This window comes from Pseudomonas syringae CC1557 (genome assembly GCF_000452705.1).
GTDB classification, from domain to species: Bacteria; Pseudomonadota; Gammaproteobacteria; order Pseudomonadales; family Pseudomonadaceae; genus Aquipseudomonas; species Aquipseudomonas syringae_F.
Window position 1 is genome coordinate 5,561,177 of record NZ_CP007014.1, and the last position, 21,604, is coordinate 5,582,780.

The 21,604-nt window shown below is 57.1% G+C and carries 15 protein-coding genes; 13 read left to right on the forward strand and 2 right to left on the reverse strand.

The window, feature by feature from the left end:
* Window positions 1–562: 562 nt before the first annotated feature.
* Together N018_RS24515 and N018_RS25825 are read right to left on the reverse strand one after the other, a co-directional pair.
* A complete protein-coding gene (locus tag N018_RS24515) occupies window positions 563–1,069 on the reverse strand; it encodes a hypothetical protein (protein ID WP_025390980.1) in 507 nt (168 codons plus the stop codon).
* Between the two features lie 110 nt (window positions 1,070–1,179).
* The gene (locus N018_RS25825) at window positions 1,180–1,470 is read right to left on the reverse strand and encodes a hypothetical protein (protein ID WP_051476186.1); all 291 of its coding nucleotides are present in this window, start codon (window positions 1,468–1,470) and stop codon (window positions 1,180–1,182) included.
* A gap of 918 nt (window positions 1,471–2,388) precedes the next feature.
* Between N018_RS25825 and N018_RS24525 the strand changes: the two genes are divergently transcribed.
* The 13 genes from N018_RS24525 (at window position 2,389) to tssM (ending at window position 21,461) form a co-directional block, all read left to right on the forward strand.
* The gene (locus N018_RS24525; RefSeq protein WP_002551426.1) at window positions 2,389–3,138 is read left to right on the forward strand and encodes a hypothetical protein; all 750 of its coding nucleotides are present in this window, start codon (window positions 2,389–2,391) and stop codon (window positions 3,136–3,138) included.
* A 70-nt stretch (window positions 3,139–3,208) separates the two neighbouring features.
* The gene (gene tssB, locus N018_RS24530) at window positions 3,209–3,742 is read left to right on the forward strand and encodes a type VI secretion system contractile sheath small subunit (protein WP_002551425.1); all 534 of its coding nucleotides are present in this window, start codon (window positions 3,209–3,211) and stop codon (window positions 3,740–3,742) included.
* Window positions 3,743–3,756: 14 nt separating this feature from the next.
* On the forward strand, window positions 3,757–5,259 hold the full coding sequence (tssC, locus tag N018_RS24535) for a type VI secretion system contractile sheath large subunit (protein ID WP_025390981.1): 1,503 nt from the start codon (window positions 3,757–3,759) through the stop codon (window positions 5,257–5,259).
* Between the two features lie 27 nt (window positions 5,260–5,286).
* Complete coding sequence (gene tssE / locus N018_RS24540) at window positions 5,287–5,769, forward strand: type VI secretion system baseplate subunit TssE (RefSeq protein ID WP_025390982.1); 483 nt, start codon at window positions 5,287–5,289, stop codon at window positions 5,767–5,769.
* Window positions 5,769–7,601, forward strand: a complete 1,833-nt coding sequence (tssF, locus tag N018_RS24545; protein WP_025390983.1) for a type VI secretion system baseplate subunit TssF — start codon at window positions 5,769–5,771, stop codon at window positions 7,599–7,601. Before tssE ends, tssF begins: the two co-directional genes overlap by 1 nt.
* A complete protein-coding gene (gene tssG / locus N018_RS24550) occupies window positions 7,565–8,635 on the forward strand; it encodes a type VI secretion system baseplate subunit TssG (protein WP_025390984.1) in 1,071 nt (356 codons plus the stop codon). The genes tssF and tssG overlap by 37 nt, the downstream gene beginning before the upstream one ends.
* A complete protein-coding gene (tssH, locus tag N018_RS24555; protein WP_025390985.1) occupies window positions 8,632–11,235 on the forward strand; it encodes a type VI secretion system ATPase TssH in 2,604 nt (867 codons plus the stop codon). The genes tssG and tssH overlap by 4 nt, the downstream gene beginning before the upstream one ends.
* 25 nt (window positions 11,236–11,260) lie before the next feature.
* Window positions 11,261–12,016 (forward strand): type VI secretion system lipoprotein TssJ, encoded by a 756-nt coding sequence (gene tssJ / locus N018_RS24560; protein ID WP_080274902.1) that lies wholly within the window; start codon window positions 11,261–11,263, stop codon window positions 12,014–12,016.
* On the forward strand, window positions 12,013–13,356 hold the full coding sequence (tssK, locus tag N018_RS24565) for a type VI secretion system baseplate subunit TssK (RefSeq protein ID WP_025390987.1): 1,344 nt from the start codon (window positions 12,013–12,015) through the stop codon (window positions 13,354–13,356). Before tssJ ends, tssK begins: the two co-directional genes overlap by 4 nt.
* Entirely contained in the window at window positions 13,353–14,066 is a 714-nt protein-coding gene (gene icmH / locus N018_RS24570; protein ID WP_025390988.1) for a type IVB secretion system protein IcmH/DotU, read from the forward strand. The genes tssK and icmH overlap by 4 nt, the downstream gene beginning before the upstream one ends.
* A 30-nt stretch (window positions 14,067–14,096) precedes the next feature.
* Entirely contained in the window at window positions 14,097–18,017 is a 3,921-nt protein-coding gene (locus tag N018_RS24575) for a type VI secretion protein IcmF/TssM N-terminal domain-containing protein (RefSeq protein WP_025390989.1), read from the forward strand.
* A 31-nt stretch (window positions 18,018–18,048) separates the two neighbouring features.
* Window positions 18,049–18,972, forward strand: coding sequence for a type VI secretion system-associated protein TagF (gene tagF / locus N018_RS24580; RefSeq protein WP_025390990.1), 924 nt, complete (start codon window positions 18,049–18,051; stop codon window positions 18,970–18,972).
* Complete coding sequence (tssM, locus tag N018_RS24585; protein WP_025390991.1) at window positions 18,969–21,461, forward strand: type VI secretion system membrane subunit TssM; 2,493 nt, start codon at window positions 18,969–18,971, stop codon at window positions 21,459–21,461. The genes tagF and tssM overlap by 4 nt, the downstream gene beginning before the upstream one ends.
* The last annotated feature ends 143 nt before the right edge of the window (window positions 21,462–21,604 follow it).

Here is a 21,604-nt window from a genome sequence, read left to right on the forward strand (position 1 = left end):
ACGTTTAAAGGCTGTATGAAGGTGATCGGCATTAGACCAATTCCCACACACGTATAGCCAAAGGCTTACACGCCGTAGGGGAAGTTGGCTATTTTGCAACCTTGGCGGCGCCAGTAGCATTGGATCCAACAACTGGTGAACAAGGAGTTCACCAGGATCAGGGACGATCGACCATCGCCGGGAAGGCAGCCGACAGGGAGTTGGAATGGTCTTGGTACAAACCCGCTTCGGCGGGTTTTTTATTGTCTGCGTTTTTTGCTGCCGGCAGACCTGGACGATTCGCCATTTTTCCTGACGCCAGAATAATCGCTCTCCTGTTATACGCTCAGACATCATTCAGTGAGGTATAGCGAAAGGCTTACACGCGATGGAGTCACTTGGCTATTTTCAACCCTGCTCCCCCTCCGTAATATTGGATCCATCAAGTGGCGAACAGGAGTTCACCACGATCAAGGATGATCGACCATCGCCTGGGAGGCGGCCGACAGGGAGTCGGGATGGTCTTGGAAAAACCCGCTTCGGCGGGTTTTTTATTGGGCGCAGGAAAGCCGGTTGTAAACGCCTACTTGCGTCGCGCTTTCCTCTTGCGCAGATTCCCACGGTTCTTTTCCAGCGCATCCTGGCGGCGCGCCTCAACAGTGCTTTCTTCGCGCTCGAGCCTCAAGGCGACGAACTCTGCACGCATTTCCCGGTGCAGCCTGCTGTTAAGCAGCAACAGACCCAATAGCGGAAACAGCAAACCCAGCACGTATATAAACAGCTGCGCACCCGGACCCTTTGCCGGAAAAGTCGGCAGTACCGCCAACAGACTCACCACCATCATCGCCACCAGCACCCACACGCCCCAACTACGTCCACGACTGATCATCAAGCCTGCGAACGCGAGCACCATCGAAGCGCCGATCAGAAACATGGCTTGATAGAGACCGATGTCCGCAACGTCGCCAAACCAGATGTGGCTGACCTGAGATGTGGCGATGACCACTGAAAAAAGAGTGAGGAACATCGAGCCCAGAAATGAAGGAAAGTAACGCGCGCGAAAGGCGTAGTAGTTGTGGCGGTCTGTCATTCGGTGATTTCCTTTTCATGATGATGCGGGGTACGACTCTGCGCTTGCTCACACTGAATTCCGTTCAATCTGGCAAGCGCTTCAAAAAACGCCACGATGCCTACGCATCTCTAGCGGCGAAAATTATTTCGTGAAACCTTGTTTTTGCGCAAACGCTCGCGATTACGCTCCAGAGCGTCATACCGGCTGTTTTCTTCCCGTCGCCTCTCTACCACAGCGCGGTTGAACACCAGCTGCTCACGCAACTCTCGACTGCGCTTGCTGTTGAGCGACAAAAGCCCCAGTAACGGAAAAAGCATGCCCAGTGTCGAGATAATGAAATCTGCAAGGCGGTTCTGGGCAGGCAACGCAATCATTACTGCCAACAGGCTGGCAACCAGAATTGCGACCAGTATCCACATCGTCCAGAGGCGGCCTCGGCTCAGCAGGAAGCCTCAAACTGTCAGGATCACGGAAGCACCCATGATGAACATTGCCGAGTAGCTTCCATTATCCAAGTCGTCACGAAAGTACGTTTTGGTTATCACTGCCGTAGCTGTGGCGATTGAAAATATGCACATGAAGATAGAGCGCATGAACGAAGGGAAATAGCGGGGGAGAAAACCGACCAGGTTATGGGCGCACTCTACTTGCCGGGATACCGGACCTGGCTTACTACGAGACTTCTCACCCATCCTTGTCTCCATGAAAAAGCGTGCCGTGTCCATTCCGTGCGAACTCTGTCAGACCAACCTTCAAGACATCGACAGACATTACGCATGGTCGATTAGCATGACCTCCCCCCACAGTGTTCGCTCCACATGAAGCCAACTCAACGCGAACGAGCCGTTCAAAAAACCACGGAGCCACTACCCTTTTCAACCCGTAAAATCTGGTCACATCCTGGATTGATGCTCCTATGCTTGTTAAAACACGTGGCTCAAACGATTAGACCAGTCCTCTCACGCTAAATTTAAAACGATAATCGAGCGAAGAAAAAAGGCTAGAACCCTTTCAGAACAAGGCATTCAGCTACATGATCACCATACTCCAATCGGATGATGACTCATTGATATCATTGCTTACTGTAACAATTCCGAGAAAATAACCGTAGTCTGTAGGAACTTTCCCACCGAAAGTGCTGCCATAGACGACAATGCTGGCTATACGATTCCTATATGCCAGTACACGATCTCTCCTTATCGTGGCAGTGCGTTTTGCAGGGATGCTCCCGGCAAAACCACCTCGTGACGAGGCGTACAGTCGAGAAACTCGCAACCTCTCCCCGTCCCCGGTCTGATCCGGGAAGCGGTCGTGAGGGGTTCAAGGACGATGTACCGATGACTCAGACGTTCGATATAGAAGCATTGATCAAGCTGCGCAAACAGACGCGCGCTATTTCCGATGCGCTCAAGGTGCAGGCGTCCGACTATCTGTCGACCCTGGCGTTGCTGATACGCCCGCAGACATTCTTCGGTGAATACCTGCAGGGCGCGCAGCGCAGCAGCGGTCGCGAGACTCAGCACCACTTCAAAGAGCTCAAGGAGCTCTATGACCGCATCGCATCGGCCGAGCCGTTCAAGCTGGTCAATGAGCTGGAAGTACCGCTGAACCTGATCAGCACCACGCCTGAGCTGTTTCCACTCGAGTACGACATGGTTCTGTCACAAAGCGGGCAGACCATTCGCATCACCAGCCCGGTACGCTGGGTAGTGGGCTTCAACTCGTTCGATCTGGCGCAGTTTCGCAAGGTGATCAAGGACCCTAATCGCAGCAGCGCAGAGCTGTACCGCTACGTTGTGCATTATCTGGTCCTGTTCTACTGCCTCAGCAAGTCGCCCGGCATGAGCCGACTGTTCGAAGGGCTGCGCTTTCCGGTCAGTTTCGAGCGTTTGAAAGACTTCGGCGATCTGCCGTTCTGCGTTATCAGCTCACCGGTGCGCTCCGAGTTGCCGGATGAGTCGGTCATTCGTAACAGCACGCAGATTGCAGGCAATACAAGCTTCGAAGAATTGGTTGGGCACGAAAATATTCTGGAAATGAACGATGAAATCCGTCAGCGTCTTCTGCTGACGATTGAAGGACTCTAATCGCGCCTGGCCTAACCAGAGGCCCGGTACGCAAACGACTTGCAGCGAGTTGCTCGCACAGGAGATGACGATGGCGAAGAAGGAAAGTACCCAGCACAAACTTGACCGCGTTCGCGCGCCTCGGGTCCACATTACCTATGACGTAGACATCGGCGATGCTCAGGAAAAGAAAGAGCTGCCATTCGTTGTAGGCGTTTTGGGTGATTTCTCCGGCAACCCATTGGAGCCGCTGCCCAAGCTCAAGGATCGCAAATTCATCTTCATCGATCGCGACAACTTCAACGGCGTCCTCAAAGGCATCAAGCCGCGCCTGGCGTATCGCGTCGACAACACCCTGGCCAAGAACGGTACTCAGCTCGGTGTCGAGCTGAATTTCAACGCGCTTGAAGACTTCGAACCGCAGAACGTCGTGCGTCAGGTAGAGCCACTGCGCAAGCTGCTGGAAGTGCGCAACAAGCTGGCAGACCTGCGTAACAAGATGGGCGGTAACGACAAGCTTGAAGAGCTGTTGATGGACGTGCTGCAGAACACTGAAAAGCTTAAAACCCTGGGCAAGGAATTCGGCCGCGAAGCCGCCGTGCCAGCCACTGACAGCAAAGAGTAAGGAGGAGCCTGACGATGACCGATAAGCAAAACGCGACTCAGCAGGACGGCGCTTTGGTAGAAGTTGAGAACTTCGCCCCGCAATCCTCTTTGCTCGACAGCATCATTTCCGAAAGCCGCGTCGCGCGCTCCGAAACCGAGCGTACCCGCACTCGCGATCTGATCGGCGAACTTGTGGCGCAGGTCCTGGAAGGCGAAATGACGCCAAGCAAGGATCTGATTGCCGTGCTTGACGCGCGCATCGCTGAAATCGATGCGATGCTCTCCGAGCAAATGAACGAGATCATGCATGCCCGTGAATTCCAGCAACTGGAAGCGTCCTGGCGCGGCCTGAAATATCAGGTTGACCAGACAGAGACCAGCACCACGCTGAAGATTCATTTGCTCAACGCTTCAAAAAAAGATCTGGTTCGAGACCTCAAAGCCTCGTCCGAGTTTGACCAAAGCGCACTCTTCAAAAAGATCTACGAAGAAGAGTACGGGACCTTCGGTGGTGCGCCGTTCGGCATGTTGCTGGGTGACTACGAGTTCAACCGCAGCCCTGAAGACATGTACCTGCTGGAAGAGATCTCCCATGTTGCCGCTGCAGCCCATGCACCGTTCATTTCGGCAGCCTCGGCTGAACTGTTCGGCTGGGACTCATTCACCGACATGGCTGGTCCGCGCGATCTGGCGAAGATCTTCGACACTGTCGAGTACGCCAAATGGAAGTCCTTCCGTGCTTCCGAAGACTCCCGTTATGTAGGCCTGACTCTGCCGCACGTGCTGGGTCGCCTGCCTTACGGCCCGGATACCACGCCCGTCGAAGAATTCAACTTTGTCGAAAGCGTCGATGGCCGTGACCACAACAAATATCTGTGGATGAACGCTGCCTACGCACTGGGCACTCGCGTAACTGACGCGTTCTCCCGCTACGGCTGGTGCGTTGCGATTCGTGGTGTTGAAGGCGGTGGCTTGGTTGAAGGCTTGCCGACTCACACATTCAAGACCGATGACGGCGAAATCGCGCTGAAATGCCCGACTGAAATTGCCATCACCGATCGTCGTGAGAAAGAGCTGTCGGACCTGGGCTTCATTCCGCTGGTGCACTGCAAAGGGACTGACTATGCCGCTTTCTTTGGCACTCAGTCGACCCAGAAGCAAAAGCACTACAACACTGACATTGCCAACGCCAACGCCCGTCTCTCGGCGCAGTTGCAGTACATCTTCGCCACCTCGCGTATCGCTCACTACATGAAAGCGATCATGCGCGACAAGATTGGCAGTTTTGCTTCCCGCAAGGATGTCGAACTGTTCCTCAACAAGTGGCTGTCCAGCTATGTGTTGCTGGATGACACAGCCAGTCAGGAAGCCAAGGCCAAGTTCCCGCTACGCGAGGCGCGTGCCGAAGTGTTCGAAGTACCCGGCAAGCCTGGCGTCTACAAGGCCGTGACCTACCTGCGTCCGCATTATCAACTGGATGAACTGACGGCTTCGTTGCGTTTGGTCGCCGAATTACCCCAATCGACTCGCGGCTAATACCCTTTACTTAGCCAGGGAGGCAACATGAGTAGTCAACACAAGCTGTTGCCTTCATTGCTGGATCGATTACTCGACGATCGTCCGCATCAGTCCATGGAAGCGTCATCGGAACGCCTTTGCTCGCTGTCCGATTACAAGGCCAGCATCGTTCGTGACCTGGAGATTCTGGTGAACACTCGCCAGTCTCTGGTTGCTGGCGAGCTGGAAGGCTTTGCCAATCTGAGCGGCACCATTCTCGATTACGGCATGCCCGACTTCACCAGTAGAAGCGTGCTCGACCCGCAGGACCGTCTTTTGATCCAGCGCCAGCTGGAAAAGGCAATTTCTGTAGGAGCCCGCCGCTTCCGTAGCGTGAAAGTTCAGTTGCTTGCACAACAGACCGGCCAACGCATGCTGACTTTTCGTGTGGACGCAGTACTGCGTCTGCAGGACATTTCGCGTCAAGTTTCTTTTGACGCCGTGCTGCAGGTCAACACTCAGGAATACAAAGTGCAGAACCTCAACTGATGCTCGACGATCTGCTGCCCTATTACGAGAAAGAACTCTCGCACCTGCGCTTTCTGGGCCAGGAGTTTGCTGCTCAATATCCGAAGATAGCTTCGCGGCTTCTGATTGAAGGTGATAATTGCGAAGATCCGCATACCGAGCGTCTGATCGAAGCGTTCTCGTTCCTGTCTGCGCGCGTGCACAAGAAACTCGATGATGAGTTTCCTGAGATCGTCGAGTCGTTCCTGGAGGTGCTGTACCCGCATTACCTGCGCCCTACACCCTCGATGTCGATTGTCGAGTTCAACATGGGCAGGCAGGAAAAGGTCACCGAGTCCTACCGCGTGGCCCGACACACAGAGCTGCACGCCACTCCGGTAGACGGCATCGTGTGCAAGTTTCGTACGTGCTACCCGGTCGAATTGTGGCCGGTTGCAGTACAAAGCGCTTCGTTCATTGAAATGGAGCGCTCGGCCTTCAATGGCCACAGCGCAGACCTGATCGCCCGTTTGCGTATCGGGCTGGCGGCTACCTCCGACGTCCTGTTCGGCAAGATGGAACTGGACAGCCTGCGCTTTTTCCTTGATGGCGAAAGCACGCTGATGCATCAACTGTATGAGCTGCTGTTCAACAACCTGGCCAAGGCCACTTTGTCATTCGAAGACGAAGGCCGCACTCGCGAAGTGGTGCTGCCTGCAGGTGCCTTGAAGTCTGTCGGCTACGGTCTGGATGAAGGGCTGGTGGATTACTCGGAACGTTCGTTTCTGGGGTATCGACTGCTGCATGAGTACTTCACCTTCCCTGATAAATTCATGTTCTTCGACCTGTCGGGCTTTGCCCGTATTCTGGCCGGCAAAGAAATCGCGAAAGTGGAAATCAATTTCTACTTTTCCGATTACGACCTGACGGACCGTCTGGCGCGCCTGACCCAGAACATCGGCCGTAACAACTTCAAGCTCAACTGCACGCCGATCATCAACCTGTTCCGCCAACAGGCCGAGCCAATCAAGCTGACCCACGTCCAGCATGAATATGCAGTCACGCCGGATGTACGCCTGCAAAGCTCCGCCGAAGTGGTCTCGATTGATCGTGTGCGCCGGGTGAAAAAAATCAATGGAAATGATCAGGTAGGCACCTGCCATCCGTTCTTTGAACCTCGCGGCGATCAAGGTCCCGGCCAGAGTTTCTGGATTGCCCGGCGACGTCCGACGCAGAGCCGGCAAAGCGATGGCTCGAACATGTTCATCCGCGTCGTGGATCGTGATCTGGAACTGATTGATTCCAACAACGACACGCTCAGTATCCGTCTGACGTGCAGCAACCGCGATTTGCCGCTGATGCTACCTTTTGGCGGCGAGCGCGGGGATTTCAACATCCCTTCCAACTCGGTGATCAAGGATATCCGCTGCCTGCGCAAACCCACTGCGACGGTGCGCGTGCCGCTGGGCAACGGCGTGATCTGGCGTCTTATTTCGCACCTGTCGCTTAACCACATGTCGCTGGTTTCGAAAGGGCGCGAAGTGCTGCTGGAACTGCTCTCGCTTTACAACTACCGCAACATGTCGGCGATTCGTAAACAGATCAACGGGATCGTATCGGTGACCAGTGAACCAGTCGTGGCGCGCATCGGGCATCCGCGCCCGAACTTCGTACGCGGCGTCGGCATCACACTGAAATTCGATGAAAGCCAGTACACCGGCAGCGGCGTGTTCCTGTTCGGCATGGTACTTGACCACTTCTTTGGTCAGTACTGCTCGATGAACAGCTTTACCCAATTAACCCTTCGCACCTTGCAGCGCGAAAAGAGAGTGGTCCAATGGCCCCCGCGAACAGGCGATCAACCCCTGGTCTGATAGACCAGGCAAGGGCTGAGCCGCACCGATTCGAATTTTTCCAGTTGGTGCGTTTGCTCCGCCTGCATTACAGCAGGAACGGGCGCATGGACCTGGAAACCAGGCCGCATGAGGACCCTTTGCGCTTTCGTTCACAACTGTCGCTCAACTTCCCGGCCAGTGAAGTCAGCGACCTGCAGTTTGAACGCGAAGGCAAAGTCTCGGCGGCAGGTTTGCCGCTGTCCGAAGTGCAAGTCACGTTCATGGGGCTGGTCGGGCCGTCCGGCGTTTTACCACGCCCGTACACTGAGTTGCTGATTGATCGACACATCCAGTATCGAGACGATGCTGCGCATGCGTTTCTGGATATTTTTTCGCATCGCATGACCTCGCTGTTTTACGAAGCGTGGCAGAAGTACAAGTTTTATATCGAGTACGAGCGTAGTGGCACCTCGAACTTTGATCGTTATTTGCTCAACTTGGTGGGTTTCGGACCCGAGGCGTTGAAGCAGAAATTCGACAAGGGCGAATCTCCATTGCGCCGCGAACTGTTTAGCTACTTCTCGGGGATGTTCGCCCAGAAGCCGCGCAACGCGTTGAACCTTGAGGTCATGCTGAGCTTTTACTTCTCCCTGCCCTTCAAGATCCAACAGTTTGCCGGGCGCTGGTTAAAACTCGACAGCGGTCAGTGCACCCAGTTAGGCCGCAAGAATGCCGTGCTGGGGCAAAGCGCGGTGGCTGGCAATCGCGTCTGGGACTACCAGTCGTGCGTGCGTATCGAAATGGGGCCTCTGGATCTGGTCGATTACCAGCGTTTTCAGCCAGGCACGGTGGACTACCGAAAACTGGTTGAACTGGTGCGTTTTTACGCGGGTGCCGAACTGGACTTCCAGATTGCACCGAAGCTCAAACGTGAAGCTGTACCTGTGGCCCGCCTGGGCCGCCAAGGCAATGTATCTCTGGGCTGGCTTGGCTGGCTCAAACGCCCCGGTGTCGACGTGGAGCCTTCCCGTTGCGCCCTTTTCCACATTCCTTTTGATGGGGTCTCCCTGTGAACCTGAAGTCCCTGTTCGCCAAGCTGAACGAAACGAGCCGCACGGCCACTGAAAGCGCCGCCGCGCTGTGCCTGTCTGAGAACCATTACGACGTTGAAGTCGAGCACTTGCTGCTGCAATTGCTGGATAGTAACGATAACGACCTGCCCGTGATCCTGCGTCACTACGATGTGGTGCCTGATCGCCTGCAAGCGCAGTTGGTCACAGCGCTGGGGACGTTCAAGAAAGGCAACACTCGGACGCCTGCCCTCTCGCCGCACATCACCCGCATGATCGAACAGGCCTGGGTATTGGCGTCAATCGAGTTCGGTCAGTCACAGATTCGTACCGGCCACCTTCTTCAGGCTTTGCTGGACGACGATGCACTGCGTCGCGTGGTCATCGGGTCCGCTCCGGAACTGGAGAAAATCAACGCGGACGATCTGCGCCTCAACTTGAGCGCGCTGGTCGAAGGCAGCCCCGAGACGAAGCTGAGCAAGCCGCTGGCGAACGCCGACGCAAGTACTGGCGCCACCACCAAGGGCAACGGAAAGACCCCAGCCCTGGACCAGTACACCGTCAACCTGACCCAGAGCGCCCGCGATGGGCGCATTGATCCGGTTCTGGGACGCGAATTCGAAGTACGGCAAATGGTCGACATCCTGACCCGCCGCCGTCAGAACAACCCGATCCTGACCGGCGAAGCGGGTGTGGGTAAAACGGCAGTGGTTGAAGGTCTGGCGCTGCGTATCGTGCAGGGCGACGTGCCGTCGGTGCTCAAGGGCGTCGCCATTCACACGCTGGATCTGGGGTTGTTGCAAGCCGGTGCCGGAGTCAAGGGTGAGTTCGAAAACCGTCTCAAATCAGTCATCGAGGAAACCAAGCGCAGCCTGCACCCGATCATCCTGTTCATCGATGAAGCCCATACGCTGATCGGCTCGGGCGGACAGGCAGGGCAGAACGACGCGGCCAACCTGCTCAAGCCCGCCTTGGCGCGTGGCGAACTGCGCACTATCGCGGCCACTACATGGGCAGAATACAAAAAGTATTTCGAAAAAGACGCCGCGCTGGCACGTCGCTTTCAGGTCGTGAAAGTCGAAGAGCCTGATGAAGACAAGGCCATCCACATGCTACGCGGGCTGCTGGCGAAGATGCAGGAGCACCATAAGGTAACGGTGATGGACGAAGCGCTGGTTCAGGCCGTGCGCCTTTCCAACCGCTACATTACCGGCCGCCAGTTGCCGGACAAGGCGGTCAGCGTACTCGACACCGCTTGCGCGCGCGTTGCGCTGGGCCAATCGGCGCAGCCAGGCGCGCTGGAAGACTGCAAGCGTCATATCGATAACCTGAATGCAGAAATCGCCGTGCTGGAGCAGGAAACCGCCAAAGGCAGCGATCACGCCCGCCGCCTGACCGCTCTTCACGAAGAGCTGAAAACCGAACAGGAAACTCGCGAGTCGCTGGAACAACAGTGGAAGCGTGAGCTGGAACTGGTCGAAAAGCTCGGCACGCTCAGCGTTGCGGAAAACGGCAAGCCGGATGCCGAGCAGATTGCCGCAGTGCGCGCCGAACTGGCCGGCGTTCAGGGCGAGCAGCCACTGGTCCATGCGCTGGTGGACGGTGGCACGATTGGCGAAGTGATTTCCGGCTGGACCGGGATCCCGCTGGGCAAGATGTTGCGCGACGAAATCGACACCGTGCAAAGCCTGCCTGCACTGCTGGGCGAACGCGTTCTGGGGCAGGATCACGCGCTGGAAGAGATCGGCAAGCGCATCAAGATTTCCCGTGCCCGCATGGAAGACCCGAACAAGCCAATCGGCGTATTCCTGCTGCTGGGTCCGAGCGGTGTCGGCAAGACCGAAACTGCGTTGGCTCTGGCTGACACCCTGTATGGCGGCGAGCGTAATGTCATCACCATCAACATGTCCGAATACCAGGAAGCCCATACGGTATCGAGTCTGAAAGGCTCCCCGCCCGGCTACGTCGGTTACGGCGAAGGTGGTGTGCTCACCGAAGCCGTGCGTCGCAAGCCTTACAGCGTGGTCCTGCTCGACGAAGTGGAAAAAGCCCACCCAGACGTGCTTGAGCTGTTTTTTCAGGTCTTCGACAAAGGTGTTCTGGACGACGGCGAAGGTCGCGAGATCAACTTCCGCAATACCGTGATCATCCTCACGTCCAATACCGGCACTGACCGCATCATGCAGTGGTGCCTGAACACCGAGCAGAAATCGACACCCGATGACATCGTGGAAGGTCTGCGCGACGAGTTGAATCAGGTGTTCAAACCGGCGTTTTTGGGTCGTCTCACCATCGTGCCGTATTACCCGGTTCAGGACGCCATTCTGGAGCGCATCGTCGGCCTGAAGCTGGAGCGCATCCGCAAGCGTTTCGAGCGCAATCATCAGGCAGTGCTGCGTTACGACGAAGCGCTGATCAAGGCCATTGCTTCGCGTTGCACGGAAGTCGACAGCGGTGCGCGCAACATCGACAACATTCTGTCCAAGACCCTAATGCCGGAGCTCGCCCAGCGGGTGCTGGAGCGAATGGCGCAGGACAAACCGATTCAGAGCCTGACCATCGATCTGGGCAGCGATGGCGACTTCGCTTACACCCTGACCTGATCGATCACCCCATAGGTAAGACGTGATGAATAAAAGACTTCAAGGTAATTGTTCCTCGAAGCCAGCCTTGGCAAGGTGCCTGGCTGTTCTGGCAATGATGATGGCGCTGTCCGCATGCGGCGTGACAGACCGTGTCGCCAAGCGCATGGATGACACGTGGGCTGGCGACATGATGTTTGGTGATAACGAAAAGGTCATCCTGACGACTGATGGCGGTAACCAGCTCAATCCCGATGAGTACGGTAAACCGCTATCGGTAGTAGTGCGCGTGTATCAGTTGGCCTCTCTGGAGCGCTTTGAGTCCGTCGACGCCGACAGCCTCTGGGATAATCCGCAAAAGGCGCTGGGCAACACGCTGGTCGAGAGCAAGGAGCTGATTCTGCTGCCAGGCATGGGACAGACCGATCAATGGCCGCTGAGCCCGAATGCCTCATACGTGGGCATCGCGGCGTTCTTCCGTACTGACGAAAACAGCCGCTGGAAAGTAGCGTTCGACGCCAATACGTTGCGCAAGGACGGTATCTGGTTCTCGTCCGACGGTGTGCGTGTACTGGTGGACAACAACTACATCCTCGCGGCGCGTGGCGTGGACGTACTGAACAGACTCAAGACGGAAGAGCAGTTCAACAAAGCCAATTCCTTGCCGGAAAAACCCGCCAATAAAACCCTTACCGATCGTGCGCAGGATGCAGCGGTACAGCAAGCCCAGGACTCTGCAAGCAGCTCCGCGAAAAAAGCGGCGGACTCACAATTCAATTCTCTGTTGGAAGGCGCCAAATGAGTAAACAAAGCCGCGTGATGTGGTCGGAAGGTATGTTCCTTTTGCCGCAACATTTCCAATATCAGGATGAGTTTCACCAACATCAGCTTGCTGAGTCGACACTGCGTTCCACGCCCTTTCACTGGGGTGTGCAAACGCTGGAAGTCGACGTAGAGGCGCTGGCGACCGGGTCCCTGCAACTGAAGCGCCTGAAACTGGTGTTCCCGGACGGCAGTCTTTACGACGCGCCGCAGCACGACCCGCTGCCCGCCGCGCGCGACCTGAAAAACCTGATCAAAGGCGGAGAGATCAAGGTTTATGCAGCGCTGAAACTGCCTGAGCCTTTTGGGCTGAACTACGTTGAAGACGGCCAGGAACAGAAAAGTGCCCGTCGCTTTCGTAAACAATTCGACACGCTGCCGGACCTCAACGAAGGCGATCTGGAAAACGAGATCACCAGCCTGCGCCTGAATGTGGTGATGCTGGTCGATGGCGACAGTCTGGACGGTTACAGCTACTGCCCGATTGCGCGACTGGCGCGTAACAACATCGGCGGCTTCAACCTTGATGCGCACTTTGTGCATCCGACCTTGCATGTGGGCACTCACGAAACACTGGTCGGCCTCGGCAGGCGCCTGATCAGCGTGCTGCAAGCCAAGAGCAAGGCGCTCTCGGGCCGCCGCCGCGAGCGTGCCGACCAGATCGCCGAGTTCGGCTCCAGCGACGTCACCCTGTTCTGGCTCCTGAACACCGTCAACCGTGCCTATCCGCAACTGGCCCATCTGCTGGCGCATCCACGTCTGCACCCGGAGCGCCTGTATCTTTTTCTGGCGGAACTGGCGGGTGGCCTGCTGACATTCTCGCTGGACACGCAACTCACCGACATTCCGGATTACGATCATCAGGATCCAGCCGCCTCGTTGGTAAAACTCGACGAGCTGGTTCGTCTGCTGCTTGAAAACGTGATCCCGAACCAGTGCATTGTCATCAACCTGAGCCAGGTCAGGCCTTCGTACTGGCAGGGCCAGTTGCTGGATCCGCGTCTTACCGAAGCGGACTTTTACATCTCGGTACACGCCGATATGCCCGGCTCCAGCCTGCTGGAACTGGTGCCTCGTGCGTTCAAGGTCGGTTCGCCGGAAGACATCGAAGTGGTCGTCAACAGCGCCATGCCGGGCGTCACACTGAACCACTCGACACGCCTGCCAAATGCAATTCCGGTGCGTCTGGACAATCATTATTTCTCCATCGAGCCTCATGGGCGGGTGTACGAGCGAATGATGGAAGCGCAGGCCATTTCCTTCTACGCGCCCAGCGCGTTTACCAATCTCAAGCTTGAACTGTTGGCGGTGCTTAAATGACTGAAGCCGTGATGCAAGGTGCCGCTGCGGCTGCTACCGAAAAACCTACGCTCAAAGACCTGGTACGTGACTTCATCACCATGGCGCTGATTGTCCGTCGCGGCCGCCAGGCGATCTCGGTCATCGCGTTCGAATCCAGCGTCGATTCTTTTTTTGCCGATCTGGAGCGTCAGGCGCGCAGCGCCAACTACAGCGTCGAACAGGTCAAGGACGCCCAGTACGCACTGTGCGCATTCCTGGATGAGAGCGTGCTGCGCTCGGGCGACAACGACATGCGTCGCCACTTCGAAATGGAGCCGCTGCAATTCCGTTATTTCGGTGTTCACCTGGCGGGCGAAGGCTTCTTCGAGAAAATCGAACTGCTGCGCGCCGACGTAAAAAAGAACCTGGATGTGCTTGAGGTGTATCACTTGTGCCTGGCACTGGGTTTCGAAGGCAAATTCGGGCTTGGTCAGAAGGACCAACTGCGCTACCTGGCCAACACACTGGGCCAGGACATCGCACGCTACCGCAAGACGCCAAAGGCGCTGTCACCTGATTGGGCATTGCCTGACCAGGTGTCGCAGATGCTTCGCCATGAAGTTCCGGTATGGCTTTACCTGGTGCTCATCGCCCTCGTGTGCCTGGGCGTCTATCTGACGCTGGACTGGTTGCTGGGCAAAGACGTGGCCGCGTTGGCCGAACATATCAGCCAACTGTTCAATGCTTGAGCCACGATCAGGTAACCGAGTCAGGAAGACATGAAGACATTACTCCGCCTGTTAAAAAGTTTCTGGTTCCTGGTCCCGATACTGTGGCTGATCAGCCTGGCTGTCTGCTGGTTTTTCGCCCCCAGGATCAGTTGGCTGCAAGGCTACACGCTCGAAGCGATGGCGATCATCAGCGCCTTCTACCTGCTGTTGATCGTACTGCGCCAATACCGACGGATTCGTACCGAACATAACCTTGAGAATCTGGTTCAGATCGAAGTTGACCGCTCGCTGAAGTCCACCGGTGAGTTCCGTGATCAGCAAGTGCTGCGCGACCGCCTCAAGCATGCCATTGCCATGCTGCGCACCGATCGCTCGGCAGGCGGTGGCGGTTCATCGGCGCTCTACGACCTGCCGTGGTATCTGGTCATCGGCATGTCAGCGGCGGGCAAGACCTCGTTGCTGACGCGTTCCGGCCTGTCCGCCAGCATTGCCAGCAGCGCCAATGACACGGAAAGCGGCACCCAGCACTGCGATTGGTACTTCAGCCCTGAAGCGGTGATGATCGACACTGCTGGCCGCTATCTTCGCGACGATCAGTCCGCCAGCGAGTTCGCGGCGTTCCTGCGTATGCTCAAAAAGCAACGCAGCAAGGCCGCCGTCAATGGTCTGGTACTGGTGGTCAGTCTGCCGGAGCTGTTGGCAGCCTCTAGCGCAGAACGTAACGAAATGGGTGCGCGCCTGGTCACGCGCATCGAGGAATACACTGATTGCCTGGATGCCAATCCGCCGATCTACCTGATGTTGACCAAGACCGACCAACTGCCCGGCTTCAACCAGGCCTTCGACGGCATGGATCTGAACGAGCGCCAGCAGCCGCTGGGCATGACGTTCGGTCTGACCGAGATCAACACCGAAAGCCTGCGCACCGTGCTCGATCGCAAGCTGGCGAACCTGCAGGCGCATGTCAGTCGCCACGTCGATGCACAGATCATTGCGCTGGGTGCCGACGCCAACAGCGCCCTGCTGAACTTCCCCAACTACTTTGCCGAGCTGTCGACAATACTCGAGCAGTTCCTGCAGCATTTCGCGCGAAGTAACGTCAACGGTACTCAGTTGTTGCTGCGCGGCCTGTATTTCACCAGTGCCCTGCAAACCGACAAGCAACTGACACCGGTGTATGAAGACGAGCTTACAGAGTCGTTCGTCTTGCGGCCAGCGAAGCCACCTGGTGCAGTGGAAGAAGATGAACCCCGGAAAATCAGTGATCGCAGTTACTTCATCACCGACACCTTCCGCCGCGTCATTTTCCCCGACCGTGACCTGACCCTGTATCAGTCACGGCATGGCCGCGACCGGTCAATTGGCCCGATCGTCATCGCAGCGGCGCTGTTCGCCGGGCTGGCCTTTATCGGCTGGCAGGCCTTGTCGTTCCAGAAAAACCGCGAGTGGCTGGCCAACATCAGCCAGCAGTTGAGCGAACTGGAGCAGTCCCCGGACCGGGCACAACGCCTTGCCTCCGGCCAAGGCCTGGAACTGCTGCGTAATCAGTTGGCGGCCATCGAGAAATACCGTACCAAAGGCGTCCCGCTGCAACTCAGTGGCGGGCTGTATCGCGGCGATGACATTTACCTTGCCACCCAGACCGCCTACTTGCAGCAACTGCGCACTCAGGCGCTGGAACCGATCACGTTGAAGCTGCAATTGCAGATGCGTGAATTCAACGAGTTCGCCAAAACCATGGATCCGCAGTACGGCTCCGGGGCTACACCAGCACGTCCGGACACCAGAGCAGGCAAGGTACGTGCTCAGGGCCAGAAACTGCTGGACCGTGGCGCTCGCAATGTAGCGGCAGGCCGTCCGACCAGCCTGAGCAGCATCCCGCGCAGCACTGGCGACGTTACCAACCGCCTGACAGGTGCAGCGAGAGGCACGGCCGGCCAGACACGCAGCGAGGCGATTGCCGCCCTGCGCAACCCGGCCACTGCCAACGATGCCGCCGAGCTATCGGCGACAACAGGCGGCTTGTCGTTGTCGGAAGAAATGCTTGGACGACTCGATGAACGGCAGGTCGCGTCCATCATCGAGTCATACAACGCCCTCAAGCTCTATCTGATCCTGACTCAACCGACCACGCACCCGGAGACCGAATTCGTCGACGTGGCACTGCCGGTGGCCTGGACGGATATTTCCAGCGAGGCCAACCCGATAAGCAACGACGTTATCGAGGACAACTCGCCGGTTTACGTGCAATTGCTCAAAAATGGCGTCGCGCCAGCCATGCCGCGCAATGAACAGTTGATCGATGAAACCCGCAAGAGCCTGAAGTTTTTCATGATTTCCAGTTCGCTGGTGGACCGTGAATACCTGCGCCTGCAGCTGGAATCCAGCCGGCAGTTCCCCGCTATCGGCCTGAATGATCTGGTGCCGATGCCTGGCCGCCAACTGTTGTATGGCTCGGAAGCCGTATCTGCGATCTTCACTCGCCAGGGTTGGGAAACATTTGTGAAGCCCGAGCTGATCAAACTGGTATCGGGCAATCTGCAAAACGAATCGGACTGGGTACTCGACGGCGACGGTGGCGACAGCGTGGTGCAAAAAGCCAACTTCGTCCGTGAATTCATGGCTCGTTACAAGCGTGATTACACACAGGTCTGGTACACCATGATTGACAGCGTCGGCGTGCGTCGCTTCAGCGACATGGCCAACGCCACGCAGCAACTGTCGTTGCTCAGTGACGTGCGTAACTCTCCGGTGAAACTGCTGCTCTCGGCCGTCAACGACAACACTCAATGGGACGTGCCTGCAACTCATGAAGTGCAACCGAACGGGATCAAGCGCGACGACGGCTTCTGGGGCAAGGTCACCGGTATCCTCGACAACAAGGAAGCCGCAGCCAGCGTTCTGGTTTCGCCTCTGCCAGCCGTCGACGACGGCAGTCTGGCCAAGCGTTTCGAACCTGTGTCACGGGTCTTCGCAGCACAGAACGCCGAGGGCGCCGACAGCACGATCATGGATCGCTACCTTGCAGCCCTGCGCAAACTCAAGGTGCGGATGAACAATATTCAGCGCTCGCAAGATGTGGGTAAAAGCAGTAAGCAGCTGATCAGCGAAACGCTGGAAGGGCAGCCAAGCGAAGTGACCAATGTCCGTAACTACGTAGAAACCACGGTTGATACCAGCCAGGGCGGTCTTTCCAACTCGCTGCAAACCCTGTTCAGCCTGCCGATCCAGTTTGCCTGGGAAACCTTGCGTGATCCGGCTGGCGAACAAATCGCCAAGGCCTGGGCCAAACAAGTCGCCAAGCCTTGGGAACAGGTTATGGCGCATCGTTATCCGATCGCGCCCGACAGCCGCAATGAAGCGTCGGTGAAGGATCTGCAACGCTTCGTCGATCCGGAGTCAGGCCTGCTGCCGAATTTCAAACGTAACGAAATCGGCAACCTGTCCGATGGTGAAGGCCTGGGCATGAGCAGTGGAGCCAAAGCCGCACCGTTGGTGAATCCTAAACTGGTCAGCAACATCGACAAGGCCAGCTCGCTGGGCGAAGTCATTGCCAGCCTCTCGGATCGCGACAACGGCTTCGAGATCATGCTGGAGCCGTCGGCCTACTTCACCGACATCATCTTCACGCTGGACGGCCAGGAGCAGCATTACCGCAATGGCAAGACGAGTTGGAGCCGCTTCTCGTGGCCGGGCACCACGACCGCACCGGGCGCACGCCTGGATGTGGTCACGCTGACTGGCGAGCGCATCACCGTGTTCGACTACACAGGTCGCTGGGGCCTGCTGCGTATGAACGACAGCGCACGCGTCGCCGACCTTGATGGCATCCAGCAGCGTTTCAGCTGGAACACTGCCAAAGGGCCGGTTAGCCTCGTGGTTCGCAACTACGGCGGCGTGAAGCTGACCGACCTGGCGAATGTGAAAGCGCTGAGCGCTCTGAATGCAACTGACGGGCGGACCAAGTGAAGATGAGCATGCCGGTTCTGGAGGGTAGTCGATGATTGGCTGCTTCGGAAAAGTCCCCGCGAGCGCAGATTTCGTCAGCCTGCATGGCGCCAGTGACGATGTCTGCGAGTTCGATGCCTGGCTGCAAGGCGCACTCGCCGACATGCAGCATCGCGAAGACTGGCGCACGCTGTTCGATAAGTTGCCCGTGTGTTTCTTCAGTTATCGGGCGCGCAGCGGCAACTGGCTGGTGGGCGGTTTGATCAGTTCCCGGGACTCCAGCGCGCGGCGTTATCCGTTCTTCATCTTTCAGACGGTGAAGTCCAGTGATGCCGGGCTGTTTGTAAACCCTTTTACCCTGAGCGAGCTGTTCGCCGGGCAAATCAAACCGCTGCTGCACATGGCCGAGCAAGGAGAAAGCACCTCGGTGCTGTTCGAGCGCATCAGGGCCTTGCGCCCGCTGCAAGGTCAGGACTTCGAACTGTTTCGGCGCGTACATGAAAAGTTTCTGGTGAACTTCACTCTGCGTGACATTGCGGCCTCGCTGGAGAGCTCATACCCCGAGTTCATCAGCAATGCCGTGCTCACCAGACTGCAAGCGCTGGGTCGCCCTTCGTATAGACCCCCTATCGGCATTTCCCTGCCACTGCCTGCGGAACGAGGCTTGAAGAACCCGACCGCAGATCTGTGGGTCAACTGGTTGACGCGCATTGATACAAACAAGGCCGTGCCGCAGATCAGCATTCTGGCGGATGACTTCATGCGCCCCCGACTGTTCTGCTTTCCGTCCCGCAACACCGCAGGTGTGTACCGGGTAGTAACCGGTGTGGGTGAACATTCGGAGAACTATGACGTGCTGGCACCCTTCGACGCGTTCGACGAACACCACCGAGGCCATGTGTTTCCAGACATTGACCGCCCTCTTTATGACGTTATCGACCGTTTTGTCGATGTGCTGGATTTGAAGCCCGTATGAACAAGATCAAGTATTACTTCCTGCGCTACCAGCCCTACATCCTAGGGGTCTGCTTCTTCCTGGCGATTTTTGTTGTCTGGATGATCGGGCGTGCCTTGGGCTTCAGCTCGATGAATAGCCTGCTGACGGGCATCGGTCTGTTTCTGCTGCTATCAGCCGCTTATGTTTTGCTGCTGTATCGAGGTGTGTCCCAGCATCAGAATCTTGAAGGCCTGCTGCGCGACGACGCCGATCAGGCGGTACTCAATGCAAGCCCGGCGGATCGCGAAGAGATCAGCCTGTTGCGCGAGCGCCTGCTGCAAAGCATCGAACGCCTGCAGAGCAACAAATCGAACGGCACCAACGCCAAGGACGCGCTTTACGCTCTGCCGTGGTATCTGGTCGTCGGTCAGCCAGCGGCCGGTAAAAGCACCATGCTCTACCAGTCGGGCCTCAATTTCCCTTATGCCGAGCGCGAAGGCGCACGCGTCGCAGGGCTGGGTGGCACGCGCAACTGCGACTGGTTCTTCAGCTCTGAAGCGGTGCTACTGGACACCGCTGGCCGCTACATGAATGACCAGGAAGAAGCCGGCAAATGGCGAGCCTTTCTGCAACTGCTGCGTCAGCATCGCCAACGCAGGCCGCTCAACGGGCTGATTGTGACGGTCAGCATCCACGACATCCTGCAATCCTCGGTCGATGATCAGGAGCGCATTGCCAAGCGTCTGCGCGAACGAATCCAGGAAACCCATGAGCTGCTGGAAGTGCGCCTGCCGGTGTATCTGGTGTTCACCAAATGTGACCTGGTGCCAGGTTTTGTACCGTTCTATCGGCAACTGGACGACGTGGCGCGTGGCGAAGTCATGGGCAAGACCTTCCCGCACAAGGGCTATGAACAGGCCGACTGGGGCCAGCGCTTCGGTGTGGCGATGGAAGAACTGATCAATTACTGGAAAGAGGTGGCGAACCAGCAACTGGTGCTTCAGGACATTCAGATCACCCGTCAGGACACAGCGGTGTATCGATTCCCGCTGGAACTGGAAGCGCTGAAACCGCGCCTTCAGTTGTTCGTCGATGCCCTGCTGCGCGCCAATCCATACCAGAGCGCCGAGATGCTGCGCGGCTTCTACTTCACCAGTGCACTGGACGCCGATCAGCCAGAAATGGGCGGACACACTCGCCAGGTTACCGAGCGATTCCTGCTGGAAAGCGAGCAGGAGGCTGTCGATGGCAATGCACAGCCGCGCCCGCTGTTCATCAACAGCCTGTTCCGTAAAGTGATCATCCCCGATCAGCATCTGGTGGCGCTGTACACCACCAACCATCGAGAGCGTCGCCGCAAGGCTGCCTGGATCGGCGGTGCCAGCCTTGTTGCCCTGCTGCTGTGCAGCCTGTGGGGTTGGTCGTACTGGAACAACAAGGACAACATTCAGTCAATTTCCACCGAACTTGCCCAGGCCGCGGCCGATGACAGCAAAGCCACCGGGCAGTACACCGAGTGGCAGACCCTGGATCGCCTGCGCTTCTGGACATCGCTTTATTATGGCCGGCACCACGACGAAGGTGTGCCGTTGCGCATGCGTCTGGGTCTCTACAGGGGCTATGACGTCGAGCCGCTGCTGCGCACGCGCTACTTCAATCGTCTGGAAACGGTGATGCTCAAACCGACTGCCGACAACCTGACGCGCTCGCTTTACCTGCTGACCACCATCAAGGTCTATCAGCGCAATGCCAAGGACCTGACACCGGTTACCGGCGTCGACAGCGTCGAGCCCAAGGCGCTGCCGCCAGATAACCGCGCGCAATCCATCGCCGCCTTCGGCAAGGCTACGCTGGACACCTACGTGATGTTGTCGCGCGCCCAGCGTGAAAAGGCTGACCCGGCGTTCCTGAAAGCGAAGATGCCTGATTACTGGTATCCGGCCATTGCGCGTCAGACCGGCAAGACCATCACCGCGAATGCCGAGGCAGGCTCCAATCTGGATTACGAGTACGCCAGTCGGCAGATCAACTTCTACAGCGATCAGATTCATGAACTGGACGTGCCACGGATTCTCGACAACGCATTTCTGACATCCAGTTCGCGTAATTACATCAATAGCCTGCTGACGCAGTCGTTGAAGGCTATCGAAACCATCACGCTGGAATCGGACACGCTGTTTGCCTTTGGTCGTGCAGACTTCCAGAGCCTGAAAGTCGAAGGTCAAAACCAACTGAGCGCGATCGCCGGCAAGCTGCTGAGCACGCCCAACATCGGCAAGATTGTGATTGCAGGTCACGCTGACCAATTGGGTGACCCGCAAAGCAACATGCAGGTGTCCAAACAGCGTGCGCAGACCATCAAGACTTATCTGGTCGGCAAGGGCGTGCCCGCAGAGCTGGTGGACGCGGTCGGTGAAGGCAGCGAGAAGCCCCTGGTTAAATGCGACATGCAGCAACCCAGGGCTCAGTTGATTCAGTGTCTTGAGCCGAATCGACGCGTGGAGATCGAAGTACGCGCACTTAATTGATCGCGCGTTCGCAAGCAAACCGAAGCTCGGGTTGTCCATATGAGACCGGGGCCGTGGCAAGAGAACCTTTCTTGATTGTTTCAGGAAGGTTAATCAAAAGGGCCGTGTTCTGTCCGCAGACGCCACGGCTTTAAATGAAGTAA

What these genes read in the sequence shown, in the direction of transcription:
- N018_RS24515 (WP_025390980.1), bottom strand. Translation starts at nt 1,069, where the DNA reads ATGACAGACCGCCACAACTACTACGCCTTTCGCGCGCGTTACTTTCCT.
- N018_RS25825 (WP_051476186.1), bottom strand. Translation starts at nt 1,470, where the DNA reads ATGTGGATACTGGTCGCAATTCTGGTTGCCAGCCTGTTGGCAGTAATG.
- N018_RS24525 (WP_002551426.1), top strand. Translation starts at nt 2,389, where the DNA reads ATGACTCAGACGTTCGATATAGAAGCATTGATCAAGCTGCGCAAACAG.
- tssB (WP_002551425.1), top strand. Translation starts at nt 3,209, where the DNA reads ATGGCGAAGAAGGAAAGTACCCAGCACAAACTTGACCGCGTTCGCGCG.
- tssC (WP_025390981.1), top strand. Translation starts at nt 3,757, where the DNA reads ATGACCGATAAGCAAAACGCGACTCAGCAGGACGGCGCTTTGGTAGAA.
- tssE (WP_025390982.1), top strand. Translation starts at nt 5,287, where the DNA reads ATGAGTAGTCAACACAAGCTGTTGCCTTCATTGCTGGATCGATTACTC.
- tssF (WP_025390983.1), top strand. Translation starts at nt 5,769, where the DNA reads ATGCTCGACGATCTGCTGCCCTATTACGAGAAAGAACTCTCGCACCTG.
- tssG (WP_025390984.1), top strand. Translation starts at nt 7,565, where the DNA reads ATGGCCCCCGCGAACAGGCGATCAACCCCTGGTCTGATAGACCAGGCA.
- tssJ (WP_080274902.1), top strand. Translation starts at nt 11,261, where the DNA reads ATGAATAAAAGACTTCAAGGTAATTGTTCCTCGAAGCCAGCCTTGGCA.
- tssK (WP_025390987.1), top strand. Translation starts at nt 12,013, where the DNA reads ATGAGTAAACAAAGCCGCGTGATGTGGTCGGAAGGTATGTTCCTTTTG.
- icmH (WP_025390988.1), top strand. Translation starts at nt 13,353, where the DNA reads ATGACTGAAGCCGTGATGCAAGGTGCCGCTGCGGCTGCTACCGAAAAA.
- N018_RS24575 (WP_025390989.1), top strand. Translation starts at nt 14,097, where the DNA reads ATGAAGACATTACTCCGCCTGTTAAAAAGTTTCTGGTTCCTGGTCCCG.
- tagF (WP_025390990.1), top strand. Translation starts at nt 18,049, where the DNA reads ATGATTGGCTGCTTCGGAAAAGTCCCCGCGAGCGCAGATTTCGTCAGC.
- tssM (WP_025390991.1), top strand. Translation starts at nt 18,969, where the DNA reads ATGAACAAGATCAAGTATTACTTCCTGCGCTACCAGCCCTACATCCTA.